Source organism: Streptomyces sp. NPDC003943, from assembly GCF_053605265.1.
In genome coordinates this window covers 1-12,949 of the sequence record NZ_JBSGIW010000140.1, presented here as the reverse complement: position 1 = coordinate 12,949, position 12,949 = coordinate 1, and the positions used below count along the sequence as shown (strand labels likewise).

General features: G+C 72.6%; 12 protein-coding genes and 1 pseudogene. 7 read left to right on the top strand and 6 right to left on the bottom strand.

Annotated elements, in window-relative coordinates:
- Window positions 1–222, top strand: a pseudogene (locus ACWEV0_RS34180) (DEAD/DEAH box helicase); the annotation flags it as partial.
- 38 nt (window positions 223–260) lie between these two features.
- On the opposite strand, the gene ACWEV0_RS34175 reads toward ACWEV0_RS34180, so the two are convergent.
- Window positions 261–1,250, bottom strand: a complete 990-nt coding sequence (locus ACWEV0_RS34175; protein ID WP_453153697.1) for a YhjD/YihY/BrkB family envelope integrity protein — start codon at window positions 1,248–1,250, stop codon at window positions 261–263.
- 181 nt (window positions 1,251–1,431) lie between these two features.
- Here ACWEV0_RS34175 and ACWEV0_RS34170 point away from each other — a divergent pair, with 181 nt between their 5' ends.
- A complete protein-coding gene (locus ACWEV0_RS34170) occupies window positions 1,432–2,100 on the top strand; it encodes a GAP family protein (protein ID WP_453153696.1) in 669 nt (222 codons plus the stop codon).
- 10 nt (window positions 2,101–2,110) lie between these two features.
- Here ACWEV0_RS34170 and ACWEV0_RS34165 read toward each other — a convergent pair whose 3' ends face one another.
- The 5 genes from ACWEV0_RS34165 to ACWEV0_RS34145 all read right to left on the bottom strand — a co-directional run bounded on the left by ACWEV0_RS34165 (window position 2,111) and on the right by ACWEV0_RS34145 (window position 7,121).
- Window positions 2,111–3,349, bottom strand: a complete 1,239-nt coding sequence (locus ACWEV0_RS34165; RefSeq protein ID WP_453153695.1) for a hypothetical protein — start codon at window positions 3,347–3,349, stop codon at window positions 2,111–2,113.
- A 186-nt stretch (window positions 3,350–3,535) separates the two neighbouring features.
- Window positions 3,536–3,835 carry an SHOCT domain-containing protein gene (locus ACWEV0_RS34160; RefSeq protein ID WP_453153694.1) on the bottom strand — a complete coding sequence of 100 codons (300 nt, stop codon included), beginning with the start codon at window positions 3,833–3,835 and terminating at the stop codon, window positions 3,536–3,538.
- A 73-nt stretch (window positions 3,836–3,908) separates the two neighbouring features.
- Entirely contained in the window at window positions 3,909–4,376 is a 468-nt protein-coding gene (locus ACWEV0_RS34155; protein WP_453153692.1) for a DUF6325 family protein, read from the bottom strand.
- Between the two features lie 192 nt (window positions 4,377–4,568).
- Window positions 4,569–5,696 (bottom strand): Kelch repeat-containing protein, encoded by a 1,128-nt coding sequence (locus ACWEV0_RS34150; protein ID WP_453153691.1) that lies wholly within the window; start codon window positions 5,694–5,696, stop codon window positions 4,569–4,571.
- A gap of 159 nt (window positions 5,697–5,855) precedes the next feature.
- Complete coding sequence (locus ACWEV0_RS34145; RefSeq protein WP_453153690.1) at window positions 5,856–7,121, bottom strand: alpha/beta fold hydrolase; 1,266 nt, start codon at window positions 7,119–7,121, stop codon at window positions 5,856–5,858.
- A 139-nt stretch (window positions 7,122–7,260) separates the two neighbouring features.
- On the opposite strand from ACWEV0_RS34145, the gene ACWEV0_RS34140 reads away from it, so the two are divergent.
- Genes ACWEV0_RS34140 through ACWEV0_RS34120 form a run of 5 tightly spaced genes read left to right on the top strand, consistent with a single transcriptional unit; the run spans window position 7,261 to window position 12,939 of the window.
- On the top strand, window positions 7,261–9,009 hold the full coding sequence (locus tag ACWEV0_RS34140; protein ID WP_453153688.1) for an ABC transporter substrate-binding protein: 1,749 nt from the start codon (window positions 7,261–7,263) through the stop codon (window positions 9,007–9,009).
- Between the two features lie 12 nt (window positions 9,010–9,021).
- The gene (locus ACWEV0_RS34135) at window positions 9,022–9,951 is read left to right on the top strand and encodes an ABC transporter permease (RefSeq protein ID WP_453153686.1); all 930 of its coding nucleotides are present in this window, start codon (window positions 9,022–9,024) and stop codon (window positions 9,949–9,951) included.
- Window positions 9,948–10,934, top strand: coding sequence for an ABC transporter permease (locus ACWEV0_RS34130; RefSeq protein WP_453153684.1), 987 nt, complete (start codon window positions 9,948–9,950; stop codon window positions 10,932–10,934). Before ACWEV0_RS34135 ends, ACWEV0_RS34130 begins: the two co-directional genes overlap by 4 nt.
- On the top strand, window positions 10,934–11,953 hold the full coding sequence (locus ACWEV0_RS34125) for an ABC transporter ATP-binding protein (protein ID WP_453153682.1): 1,020 nt from the start codon (window positions 10,934–10,936) through the stop codon (window positions 11,951–11,953). Before ACWEV0_RS34130 ends, ACWEV0_RS34125 begins: the two co-directional genes overlap by 1 nt.
- A complete protein-coding gene (locus tag ACWEV0_RS34120) occupies window positions 11,950–12,939 on the top strand; it encodes an ABC transporter ATP-binding protein (protein ID WP_453153680.1) in 990 nt (329 codons plus the stop codon). Before ACWEV0_RS34125 ends, ACWEV0_RS34120 begins: the two co-directional genes overlap by 4 nt.
- Window positions 12,940–12,949 lie beyond the last annotated feature (10 nt).

Genomic DNA, 12,949 nt, shown 5'->3' with positions numbered 1-12,949 from the left:
AAGGCCGCGGGCGCTGCCGCCGGCTCGGGCGGCCGTGGCACCGACCGCCGGGCCGGGGACGCGACGGCGACCCGCGGCGCCTCCGGCAAGGCCGGTCAGGCCGGCGGTGCCGGCCGCGGATCCGGCCGCCGGACGGCGGGTGGCAACGGCGCCGCCGGCACCACCGGCACCACCGGCGACCGCGCCTCGCGCCGGGGAGAGCGCCGCAGGTCCGCGCCGTAGCGCGGCGGGCCCACGGCTCCGCCGCGCGAAGCCCGTGGTCAGTCCGCGGGTGAACCGTCCGACCGCTCCCCGTCCGACGACGTGTCGTCGGACGGCGGGGGCGCCGGGCCCGGCGTGCCCAGATAGCGGGCCGCCCAGGGTTCGCGGGCGACGACGGCCCCGGCCGTGACACACAGGGTCACCACCGCGCAGAGGCCGATGAGCCAGGACAGCAGGGTGAAGACCGAGCCCAGCGAGCCGTACTTCTCCAGGCTTCGGTTGAGCGCCTTGGACATGTAGAGCGACGCGGTCGCGGTGACGACGCCGAGGGCGATTCCGGTCATCAGCGCGCCCGGCAGCAGCGGCAGCCACGGCACCCGCGCGGTCAGCAGCAGGTGCTGCGTCCACCACCACATGCCGACCTCCGCGAGCAGCAGCAGGGGCAGGCCCAGCCACCGGCCCAGGCCGAAGCCGTCGTGCAGGGCGCCCTGCGCTCCGATCATCAGCATCCACGCCAGGATCCAGGCGACCCAGCGCCAGGCGGCCATCCGTGCGCTCGCCCCGCGCAGGCCCCAGGCGCGCTCGCACAGCCGTTGCATGGCGCGGCTGCACGCGGTGGCCGAGATGAGCACCATCAGGCCGCTGACGACACCGAAGGTCTGACGCAGCTCGTCGGAGGGGTCGCCGGTGGCCTTGAGGGCCTTGTCGAACTCGGTCTCGGCGCTCCCCGACAGGCCGAAGATCTCGTGCACGGAGCTGACGAACTGGTCGCGCAGCTCCGGCGGGGCGATGGAGGCCACCAGGAACAGCAGCGGGACCGCCGTGAGGAACGTCTGGGCGGCCAGCCGGGTCGCCGAGTCGAGCACGTTCACCGAGATCAGGTGCGACATGAGGTGCGTGATCAGCGGGAACCGTTCCTCGGCCCGGGAGCGCAGGCCCGTGACCCGGGACCGCAGCGAGGCACCGGAGCGCCGGCGCCGCTCGCGCCGCCGGTCCCGGCGTGGCCCGCGGTCGGCGCGGCGCCGGCCGGACCTGCTCGCTCGCTGCATGCTGCCAGCGTGCCGCCCCCGCGCCCGCCCGGCCCGCGGCGGCGGCGCCACCGGGCCCGTACGGGTGAACCGCCCGGGCCGCCCTTCGAGGATTTGTGGGGTTCCGGCGGGACGGTGAAAGATGAAGCCATGAGCGAGAGCGGCCCGGCGACCGGGCCCGCGGGGCTTCGCGGGGGCCGCGATGCTGCCTGATCTGATCCTCATCGGGCTGGGAATCGCGGTGTTCCCACTGTCGGTGACCGCGTTCGTCCTGGTGCTCTCGGCGGATCGCGGGACCTGGAAGGGCCTGGCGTTCATCCTCTCCTGGGTCGCCTGCTTCGTGGCCGTCCTCGTCGCCGTGCTGATCACCACCGGGGGCAAGCCGCCGGCCGCGAAGTCGCCGCCGTCCACGGCCACGTCCGCCGTGAAGCTGGCCATCGGCCTGGGACTGGTCGGGTACGCCGGGTACCGGCAGAGGGCCCGGAAGCGGACCGACCCGCGGACCGATCAGCCCAGGAAGTCGTCCGGCAGGATGGCGGCGCGGCTCGACCGGATCTCCGGCTGGACCGCGGCGGGACTCGGGCCGCTGCTCCAGCCCTGGGGACTGGTGGCGGCCGGTGCGGCGACGGTGGTGAGCGCCGACCTGTCCCGTACCTCCTCGTACGTGGCCCTGGTGGTGTACTGCGTCCTCGCCACGAGCAGTCTGCTGGCGATGGAGCTCTACACGGTGTTCGCGCCCGAGTCCGCGCAGGTGCGGCTGGGGCGGCTGCGTGCCTGGTTCCAGGCGCACCAGACGCAGGCGCTCGTGGCCGTGTGCATGGTGGTGGGGCTGTTCCTGGTGGGCCGGAGCATCTACCAGTTGACGTCCTGAGCCTGCTCCCTCAGGCTGCTGCGCCGGGCTGCTCCGCTCCGTCCGGCCGCTCTCTCCTGCGGCCGTCGGCGGCCAGCAGGGCGATCACGGCGAGCACCGCGAGCAGGATGAGTACGAGGAGCAGGACGGTGAGGACCGTGGGGTGGTTCCACAGGGCGAACAGCAGGGCGACGATCAGCAGGGCGCCGACGGTCAGCCACTTGCGGTGCGCCTCGGTCCAGGTGCCCACGGGCCCGGTGGTGACGCCGTGGCCGCCCCACCACCCGGCCGCCGAGTCGGCGCCGCGCTCGGCGGTGGAGCGGGTGGCGCGGGCCAGTCGGCCGGGGCCGATGAAGTAGGCGCCGAGGGCGATGACGACGCCCAGCACGATCGCGGTGCGCAGGGCGATCCGCAGGAAGTGCAGGAGATGGTCGAAGACGGCTGCCGCGGCCGCCTCGGACTGCACCTGTGACGGCAGGTGGTCCAGGTAGTAGCGACGGGCGACGACGAGCCCGATGGCCACGACCAGACACGCGAAGGCCGCGCCCAGGGCCGTCTTCGCCAGGGCGCGGCGGCGCCGGTGGGCCAGGAACACACCGGCCGCGGCGAGCACCACCGTGATGACGGGCAGCCAGTTCCCGATCACGTCGAGGGCGTGCGCGGCGCCCTGGATCTTCTCCAGCTTGTCGGACTGGAAGAGCACCAGCTGCTTGTTGACGTCGGGGATCTTCTCGGCCGGTTTCAGGCCGGCGTCCACCAGCTCCTGCTTGACCTTGTCCACGGCGGTGCCGACGTCGAGGGTGACCGTGCCCTCCGAGACACCGATCGCTCCGCGCCCCTTGCCGGTCAGCGCGTGCACCACGGCGGTGTGGGCGGCCTGGTTGGCGGTGACCCACACCTTCTCGAACCGGTCGCTCTCGACGAAACGGTTGGCCACTTTCTCCGCGGCCGCGTTCACGGCGTCGTCCAGCTGCGGGGCGAGACCCTTGACGGCGTCGGCCGCGCGTGGCGGCAGGCCCTGGGACTGCAGCCAGGCCGCGATCTCGGCGGTGATCTCCTTGCCGTCGACCCTTACGTCCACGGCGTGGACGATCCGGTTCTGCGCGGCGGCCTCGATCGCCGGGTCGGAGGCGAGCGGCTTCATGGTCGCGACGTACCGGTCGGTGTCGAGGACGATGTCGTGCACCCAGACGGTGAGGACGCTGACGGGGACCAGGATGCAGGCGAGGACGATCAGTACCGCCGACGACACACTCCGCAGCACTCTCATCCGTCCTCCATGGTCACGGCACTGTCTGTCGCGGACAGGTGTCCGTGTCCATTTCCGCCGATGTACGGGCCCCCGGCATCCCGGGCTGAGCCGTTCGAGGGTTCGGGAGCCGCGCGAGCCGTCGTCTGCTCACGGACCGGCCGCGCGTCGCGAAGACGCGCGGCCGGTCGGTCGGTCGGGGCAGGGTCAGGAGGCGAGGAGCCTGCTCTTCTGAGCCGCGAACTCCTCCTCGGTCAGCAGGCCCTGTTCCTTCAGCTCGCCGAGTTGCTTGAGCTGAGCGATCTTGCTGCTCATGTCGTCTTCCGTCGTGGCCGCCGCGGGCTCCGGCGCCGGTGGCGGTGGTGGCGGCGCGTACTGTGCGGGTGCCGCCTGCTGCTCCTGGGCGGCCCAGCGGCCCGCCTGGCGCCGCGAGACCCTGTTGGACACCGCGGTCGCCGTTCCGGCCACCACCGCGGTGCGCGCTACCCCTCGAAGAAGTCCTGGCATGTCCTGGCCTCCTTGACACGCTTTCGATTGGATCGGCTTGTCCGGTCGGCTTCCCCGGCCGTCCGGGGAGGCGTCAGGCGACGGCGCCGCCCTCGGCCGCCTCGGCCGCCTCCGCGGCTTCGAGCGAGGCGAGGAGGGCCTGTACGGGGATGCGCCCGCCGGCCACGAACTGCGCGCCCGCACGCCGCAGGGCCCGTGCGAGGGGCGCGGCCCAGAGGTTCTCGTAGACGAGGATGCCGGCCGCGTTGCCCGGCTCGAGAGCCATCCCGGCCTCGTTGAGGTCGTCCTGCCCGAGCAGTCCGGACGATGAGCCCTCGAAGACGGACAGGTCGAACTCGCCGTCGGCGTCCAGATCCCTCAGTTCCAGGGCGACGACGCTGCCGTCGGTGTCCTTCCGGACGAACATGAGGTCGAGGATGCGGACGATGCCTCTGTCGACCAGGTCGACGAGGAGGGGGAACGCCTCGCCCGTCATGCGGTTGCCGGGGAACTCGATGACCAGGTAGTCGACCGGGCCCATGTCCTCGAAATCGTCGCTCATCACCACTCCACACAGCCGGGGGATCTGACCACACACACGAGACCCGCCCCCGCCCGCGTCGCCGCCACTCGACGGACATGACCCGACGCAGCCCTCATCTCATTGCAGCATTCGGCGAGGCGCCTCGCACGTCCGCGCCGGATCTGACGGGGCTCGCCTCGTTGCCGTGTGCGAGCCCCGACGAAGGGTGTTTCAGTGCCCTGTGGGCTGTGGCGGGTCCAGGGCTTCGAGGGTGGCGAGCACGTCCGTACCGTTGGCGCCGCCAGTGGCGTAGACGCAGTTGCCGCCCAGGCCGGTCGGGCACGGCATGGCGACGGCGCCGAGCCGGAGGCGGGGCGTCGGCATCGGCGGCAGGTCCGTCCAGAGGTTGGAGGCCGGGTTGTACGACTGGACGCTGGCCAGGAGGTGGGTCACGTAGAGGCCGCCCACGATGTAGACGCACGTGCCGCTCTGCCCGGGCGGACAGGAGCTGGCCGTCGTGCCCATGTCGGAGCGGGGCGTGGGCAGCGACGCCACCGGAGTCCAGGTGTTGGAGGCCGGGTTGTAGGACTGCACCACGTTGGTCTGGGTGGTGTCGAAACCACCGACGGCGTACACGCAGGCGCCCTGCTGGCCCGGCGAACAGGGCGCGGCCGCGGCACCCAGGCTCGACCTGGGCGCGGGCATCGCGGGGAGCGTGCTCCACGAGTTGGTGGTGGGGTTGTACGACTCCGTCGTGCCCAGGGAGCCGGAGCTGCCGGTGCCGCCGACCGCGTAGACGCACACCCCCGTCTGGCCCAGCGGGCAGGGGGCCGCCACGGCCGCCAGAGCGGAGCGCGCGGTCCGCATCGGAGCGACCGTGCTCCAGGCGTTCGTCAGCGGGTTGTAGGACTGCACCACCGTCTGCGGCGTCTGGGTCTCCCCGGAGACGACCACGCCGCCGATGACATAGAGGCAGGTGCCTGTCTGGCCGGGCGGACAGGCGGCGCTCGCCGCCGCGGCGTAGCTCCGCGCCGTGGGCATCGGCGGCAGCGTGGACCAGGCGTTGGTGACCCGGTTGTACGACTCGGCCGAGGCCAGCTGCCCCGCCAGGGTCTCACCCCCCACGGTGTAGACGCAGACGCCGGTCTGGCCGGGTGGGCAGGGGGCCGTTGCCGAGGCCACTGCAGCGCGCGCCGTCGGCATGCCCGGCAGTGTCGTCCAGATCGTGCCACCGGTGGCGGCGGCGGGCAGCATCGCGGCGAGGACCGCCGCGGCGGCGAGGCCGGCGGCCAGGGCGAGGCGTCTGCGCCACCTCTTCCTGGGCGCGCCGGGGGGTGGTGGTGTGGGCTGGGGTGGCACGGGCCTCCTCCTTCGGGCGATGGGGACTTTCCCGCGAGTTGTCCCACGCCGCGCCGGTGACCGGGTCGTCTACCGGTGAGTCACCCTCTCTCGGCCCTGGCGGCCCGCGGCGGACCGAGTGAATCGCCGCGCGGCCGCGGACCGTGACCGGGCGTCCGGTCACGCGCGGCCGGCCGCCATGTCCGTCAGGCGGGCGAGGACACGGCCGCCGGAGGCGGATATGCCGTCGTGCTCCCACTCGTTGGTCACCCAGACGCGGGTGGCGCCGACCTCGCGTGCCGTGCGCAGGGAGAGGCCCGCGTCGACGTACATGTCGTCGTGGTAGACGATCGCGGCGAGGGGGATCTCGTTGGCGGCGAGGCGTTGCGGGTCGTAGAGCGGCGGCCAGTCCGTGCGGGCGGCCAGCAGGTCGGCGGCGCCGGCGAACGGGCGCAGGCCCGTGATCTCGCGGAACATCCAGGGGTACATCATCTCGCCGGTGAGCAGCAGGGGGTCGGCGTCCGCGGCGAACTCGGGGAAGTCGGCGAGGGCGCGGGAGGCCGCCCAGTCGGCCGGGCCGGCGCCCTGCCCGTACAGCGTCTCCTGCAGGACGGCGAACAGCGGGTTGTCGGTGAAGCCGGTCAGGGTCATGACCTGGTGGAGGAAGGTGTCCGTGGGCGCGCCGTCCGGGTCCAGGGCTTCGTCGAGCAGCCAGTGCAGGCGCTCGAAACCGTCGCCCATGCCGAGGACGAGGCCGAGCGCGCGCAGGCGGTCCGGGGTGAGCCGGTCGCCGTTGGGCAGGCGGGTGTCGTCGTCGGCGAGGTGGTCGGCGAGCCTGCGCAGGCGGGGGGCGTCGTCGGGGTAGCGGGCGTAGAAGTCGAGGACGCGGTCGCGGACGCGGGGGTAGGTGCGGGCGTAGACGTCGTCGGCGGTGGCGGTGAGGCCGGGCAGGCCGCCGGCGACGTAGCAGGCGCGCAGGCCCTCGGGGGCCCGGGAGAGGTAGGTGAGGGTGAGGAAGCCTCCGTAGCTCTGGCCGAGCGTCTCCCAGGGGGTCTCTCCGCAGAGGCGGCGGCGGATCAGTTCCGCGTCGGCGACGATCGCGTCGGCGCGGAAGTGGGCGAGGTGGGCGGCCAGTCGGGCGGGGGTGGCGAAGCGGGCCGCGGTGCGGGCGGTGACGGGGGTGGAGCGGCCGGTGCCCCGCTGGTCGAGGAGCAGCACGCGGTGGGTCTTGAGGGCCTGGTCGAGCCAGCCGGGCGAACCGGCCGACGGGCGCGGCGACTTTCCGCCGGGGCCGCCCTGCAGGTAGAGCAGCCAGGGCAGTTCACCGCTCGCGCGAGCCGGATCGACGACCTCCCGGGCGAAGACCTCGATGGTGGGGCCGCCGGGGGCGCGGTGGTCCAGGGGGACGGTGAAGGTGTGGTCGACCGTGGCATATGCGGGGTTCATGGGTCCCTCGTGCGTCTTGGACACGGATGGATAACGGCATTCCCGACGGGTTGTCAGTGCAATTTCACATTACTATGTTACCGGTCACATTCCAGCCGCTCCCGGCTGTCCGATCGCACCGCACCGGAGTGACCCACCCATGAACAAGCGCACGTGCACCACACTGGCCACCGCCCTGGCGGCCGCCCTCACCCTCGGCGTCACCGCATGTTCCGGCGGACACGGCGCCGCCGACGGCAGGGGCCGCGCGAACCCCGCCACCGCCAACAACGGCGCGACGGTCGGCGGTGCGCCGCACCAGGGCGGGACCCTGAACATCCTGTCCGACCAGGACTTCAGCCACCTCGACCCGGCCCGCAACTGGGTGATGCGCGACATGGACTTCGGCACCCGCCTGCTCTACCGCACCCTGGTCACGTACCGGGCCGAACCGGGCTCCAAGGGCGGCGAGTTGGTCCCCGACCTCGCCGAGGACCTCGGCACCGCCAGCAACGGGGCGAAGACCTGGACCTTCCGGCTGAAGAAGGGCCTGAAGTACGAGGACGGCACTCCGATCACCGCCCAGGACGTCAAGTACAACGTGGAGCGGTCCTTCTCCCCCGACCTGCCCGGCGGCCCCGACTACGCGGCCCGCTACCTCGCCGGCGCCGAGGGCTACCAGGGCCCGGCCGGCGGCAGGCACCTCGACTCCGTGAAGACGCCCGACGACCACACCATCGTCTTCGAACTGCGCAAGCCCTTCGCCGAGTTCCCGTACGCCACGGTGCTGCCGACCTTCGCCCCGGTGCCCCGGTCCCAGGACAAGGGGCCGCAGTACGACAACCGCCCGTTCTCGTCGGGGCCGTACAGGATCGAGTCGTACGCCCGCGACAAGCAGCTGATCCTGGTCCGCAACCCGCACTGGGACCCGGCGACGGACCAGGTCCGCAAGGCGTACCCGGACCGGATCGTGATGACGATGGGGCTCAAGGCCAATCAGATCGACGACCGGCTCATCGCGAGCTCCGGCGCCGACGCCTCCGCCGTGTCCTGGGGCAAGCTGCGCCCCGAGTCCACCCCGAAGGTGCTCACCAGGGCGGAGGTCAAGGCACGGCTGCTCGCCGAGTCCACCAGCTGCACCGAGATGGTGCAGATGCACACCGGCCGCGCGCCCTTCGACAACGTGAAGGTCCGTCAGGCGGTGCAGTACGCCCTCGACCGGCAGGCCGTCCTCACCGCCTCCGGCGGCCCCGCCCTCAACGACGTGGCCACCGCCCTCATGCCGGGCTCCCTCTTCGACGGCGGCAAGCAGCCCGACACGCTGAAGATCCCGCTCACCGGTGACGTGGAGAAGGCGAAGCGGCTGCTGAAGGAGGCGGGCAAGCCCGACGGCTTCGCCACCAGCATCACCGTCTCCAACGGCCGCAAGGCGGTCGGCGAGGCCATCCAGGAGTCGCTCGGCCGCGTCGGCATCAAGGTCACCATCGAGACCGTCGATCCCTCCGCCTTCTACGACACGATCGGCGACACCAAGAACCGCACCGACCTCGTCTACACCGGCTGGTGTCCGGACTACCCCTCCGGCTCGACCTTCCTGCCCTTCGTCTTCGACGGCCGCTACATCAAGGAGAAGGGCAACTCCGGCAACCACTCGCTCTTCCGCGACCCGGCGACCATGAAGCGCATGGACGAGATCGCCGCCATGACCGACTCGGCGCAGGCGAACAAGGCGTGGCAGGCGCTGGACGGGGAGATCCTCGCCAAGGCCCCGACGGCGCCCACCGTCATCGAGCGCATGCCGCTGCTCCTCGGCACCAACATCGCCGGTGCCTACGGCCACACCTCGTTCGGCGGGGCGATCGACTACGCGACGGTCGGACTCAAGGACCCCGCCAAGAGCGGAAGCTGAGGGCCCGTCACCATGTCCACCACCACCTCCCCGGCCCCGCGCGCGGGCCGCGGTCCCTGGCAGCTCGCCCGCGCGGAACTGCGCCGCCGCCCGTCCGTGAAGGTCTCCCTCGTCGTGGTCGCGCTCTTCGTGATCATGGCCGTGGCCGCCCCGCTGCTCAGCGCGCTGGGCGGCTGGGCCCCCGACGAGTTCGACAAGAGCGCCGTCGATCCGTATCTGGGCGGCCTGCCGGTCGGCCCGCTCGGCGGCGTCTCGGCCGAGCACTGGCTCGGCGTCGAACCCGTCACCGGCCGCGACCTGTTCGCCCGCGTCGTGCACGGCGCCCAGGTCTCCCTGCTCATCGCGTTCACCGCGACGGCCATCGTCGTCGCCGCCGGGACGGCGGCCGGGATCACGGCCGGCTACTTCGGCGGCCGCACCGACACCGTGCTCTCCCGGCTGATGGACCTCACCATGTCCTTCCCCTCCCTCATCTTCATGATCGCCATGATGTCGGTGGCCCGGGACGTCAACCGGATCGTGCTCATGACCCTGGTCATCGGCCTCTTCGGCTGGCCCGGCATCGCCCGCGTCGTCCGCGGCCAGACCCTCTCGCTCCGGCACCGCGAGTACGTCGACGCCGCCCGTGTCGGCGGCTCCGGCCCCTGGCGGATCCTGACCCGGGACATCCTCCCGGGCGTCGCCGGACCGGTCATCGCCTACACGACCCTGATCATCCCCGGGATGATCGCCACCGAGGCGGCCCTCAGCTACCTGGGCGTCGGCGTCCGTCCGCCCACCCCGTCGTGGGGCCAGATGATCGCCGAGAGCGTCGCCTTCTACGACACGGATCCCATGTACTTCCTCGTGCCGAGCCTCTGCCTCTTCCTCACGGTGCTCGCGTTCACGCTGCTCGGCGACGCGCTGCGCGACATCCTCGACCCGAGGGGAAGCCGCTCGTGATCCTCTACCTCGGCCGCCGGCTGCTCGGCATCGCCGGCGTCCTCCTCGCCATCGCCGCCGTCACCTTCACCATCTTCTACGTGCTGCCCTCCGACCCCGCCGCCGCGGCCTGCGGCAAGTCGTGCAGCGCCGAACGCCTGGAGGCGATCCGCGCCCACATGGGCCTGGACCAGCCGCTGTGGCGTCAGTTCGCCGACTTCGTCAGCGGCATCTTCACCGGCCGCACCATGGGCAGCGGCCAGTACGCCCTGCGCTGCGACTTCCCCTGCCTCGGCTACTCGTACGAGAACAGCCAGCCCGTCTGGGACCTGCTCGTCGACCGCTTCCCCGTGTCCGCCTCGCTCGCCGTCGGGGCCGCCGCGATCTGGCTGCTCCTCGGACTCTCCGCGGGCGTCGCGGCGGCGCTGCGCAAGGACACCCTGACCGACCGCGTCCTCATGGTCGGCGCGGTCGCCGCCGCCTCGCTGCCGGTCTACTTCACCTCGGTCATGCTGATCTACGGGGTGATCCGGACGGCCGGGCTGCTGCCCTACCCGCAGTACACGTCCTTCGGATCCGACCCCGTCGGCTGGGCGTCGAACCTGCTGCTGCCCTGGCTCGCGCTCGCGATCCTGTACGCGGCGATGTACGCGCGCCAGAGCCGCAGTTCGATGATCGAGACCATGGCGGAGCCGTACATCCGCACCGCCCGGGCCAAGGGCCTGCCCCGCCGCACGGTCGTCGTCAAACACGGACTGCGTGCCGGGATGACGCCGATCCTCACCATCTTCGGCATGGACCTCGGCGGCCTGCTCGCCGGCGCGGTCATCACCGAGTCGATCTTCGGACTCCCCGGCATCGGCCGGCTCTTCTACGGTGCCCTGTCCACCGGCGACCAGCCGGTCATCCTCGGCGTCACGCTGCTCGCCGCGACCTTCATCGTCGTCGCCAACCTGGCCGTCGACCTGCTGTACGCCGTCGTCGACCCGCGAGTGAGGTACTGATGACCGACACCGCACCGCGGCCCGCCCCGCCGCTGCTCTCCGTCCGGGACCTGACCGTCACGTTCCCGACTCCGCGCGGCCCCGTCCGGGCCGTGGACTCCCTCTCGTTCGACGTGCCGCCCGGCCGTACCCTCGGCATCGTCGGCGAGTCCGGCTCCGGGAAGTCCGTGACCTCGCTCGCCGTCATGGGGCTGCACACCGGCGCCGCCGTCACCGGCTCCGTCATGCTGGCCGGCCGGGAACTCGTCGGGCTGTCCGAGCGCGAGCTGAACCGGCTGCGCGGCCGGCGGATGGCGATGATCTTCCAGGACCCGCTCTCCAGCCTGCACCCGTACTACACCGTCGGGGAGCAGATCGCCGAGCCCCACCGGGTGCACTTCGGCAGCGGCCGCAGGGCCGCCCGTGAGCGGGCCGTCGAGGCGCTCGCCGAGGTCGGCATCCCCGAGCCGCGGCGCCGGGCCGGGGAGTACCCGCACCAGTTCTCCGGCGGCATGCGCCAGCGCGTGATGATCGCCATGGCGCTGGCCTGTGAACCGGAACTCCTCATCGCCGACGAGCCCACCACCGCCCTGGACGTCACCGTCCAGGCCCAGATCCTGGAGCTGATCGCCCGGATCCAGGAGGAACGCGGCCTCGCCGTCGTCATGATCACCCACGATCTGGGCGTCGTGGCCCGGGTGGCCCACGACGTGCTGGTGATGTACGGCGGCCGGGCGGCCGAACAGGCGCCGGTGGACGCCCTGTTCGCCGTGCCGGCCCACCCGTACACCCGGGGGCTGCTCGACTCCCTGCCGCGGCTCGACGACCGGGACGACGTCCCGCTGCGGGCGATCCCCGGCAGCCCGCCGTCCCTGCTCGATCCCGCGCCGGGCTGTGTGTTCGCCCCGCGCTGTCCGCGGGCGGCCGCGGCCGCGCAGGACGAGCGCGCCCGCTGCGAGACCGAGCGCCCCGCGCTCGGCGGCCCGGACGGACACCCGGCCGCCTGCCACTTCCCCGCGTACGAAGGCGTCGCCCCATGAGCCCCACGAGCACTGTGAAAACCGGACCTCTGCTCTCCGTGAGGGAGTTGACGACCAGCTTCCCCGGCAGGCGGCGCGCCGCCCCGGTCCGGGCCGTCGACGGCGTCAGCTTCGACATCGCACCCGGCGAGACGCTCGGCCTGGTGGGCGAGTCCGGCTGCGGCAAGTCCACCACCGGGCGTACGATCGTCCGCCTCCTGGAGCCGTCCGCGGGGTCGGTCGTCTACGACGGCCGGGACATCGCCCACCTGTCGCAGCACGAGCTGAAGCCGCTCCGCAAGGACCTCCAGATGGTGTTCCAGGACCCGCACTCCTCCCTCAACCCCCGCCAGACCGTGGCCCGGATCATCTCCGATCCGCTGATGGTGCACGGCAGTACGGCGATGGCGGCCCGTGCGCGGGCCGCGGAGCTGATGGACCTGGTCGGCCTCATCCCGGAACACCTCGACCGCTACCCGCACGAGTTCTCCGGCGGCCAGGCACAGCGCATCGGCATCGCCCGCGCGCTGGCCACCGGCCCCCGGCTGGTCATCGCCGACGAGCCGGTCTCCGCCCTCGACGTCTCCGTGCAGGCCCAGATCGTCAACCTGATGGAGCGCCTCCAGCGCGAACTCGGCCTCGCCTACCTCTTCATCGCCCACGACCTGTCCGTCGTCAAGCGGGTCTGCGACCGGGTCGCCGTGATGTACCTCGGCCGGATCGTGGAGATCGGGGACAAGGAACGCGTGTACGGCGCGCCCGCCCACCCGTACACGCGGGCCCTGCTGTCCGCGGTCCCGCTGCCCGACCCGGTCGCCGAGCGGACCCGGGAGCGGATCACCCTGCTCGGCGACCCGCCGAGCCCGGCCGCCCCGCCGCCCGGCTGCACCTTCCATCCGCGCTGCCCGAAGGCGCAGGCGATCTGCCGCAGCGAGGCGCCGCTGCTGCGGATCCCCGCGCCGGGGGAGGCACGTGAGGTGGCCTGCCACTTCCCCGAGGCCGCCTGACGCAGGGTCG

Bases quoted from the DNA above. Each gene is read 5' to 3' on its own strand.
- ACWEV0_RS34120 (WP_453153680.1), top strand. From the start codon at position 11,950: ATGAGCCCCACGAGCACTGTGAAAACCGGACCTCTGCTCTCCGTGAGG.
- ACWEV0_RS34155 (WP_453153692.1), bottom strand. From the start codon at position 4,376: ATGAGCGACGATTTCGAGGACATGGGCCCGGTCGACTACCTGGTCATC.
- ACWEV0_RS34170 (WP_453153696.1), top strand. From the start codon at position 1,432: ATGCTGCCTGATCTGATCCTCATCGGGCTGGGAATCGCGGTGTTCCCA.
- ACWEV0_RS34135 (WP_453153686.1), top strand. From the start codon at position 9,022: ATGTCCACCACCACCTCCCCGGCCCCGCGCGCGGGCCGCGGTCCCTGG.
- ACWEV0_RS34125 (WP_453153682.1), top strand. From the start codon at position 10,934: ATGACCGACACCGCACCGCGGCCCGCCCCGCCGCTGCTCTCCGTCCGG.
- ACWEV0_RS34145 (WP_453153690.1), bottom strand. From the start codon at position 7,121: ATGAACCCCGCATATGCCACGGTCGACCACACCTTCACCGTCCCCCTG.
- ACWEV0_RS34160 (WP_453153694.1), bottom strand. From the start codon at position 3,835: ATGCCAGGACTTCTTCGAGGGGTAGCGCGCACCGCGGTGGTGGCCGGA.
- ACWEV0_RS34165 (WP_453153695.1), bottom strand. From the start codon at position 3,349: ATGAGAGTGCTGCGGAGTGTGTCGTCGGCGGTACTGATCGTCCTCGCC.
- ACWEV0_RS34140 (WP_453153688.1), top strand. From the start codon at position 7,261: ATGAACAAGCGCACGTGCACCACACTGGCCACCGCCCTGGCGGCCGCC.
- ACWEV0_RS34175 (WP_453153697.1), bottom strand. From the start codon at position 1,250: ATGCAGCGAGCGAGCAGGTCCGGCCGGCGCCGCGCCGACCGCGGGCCA.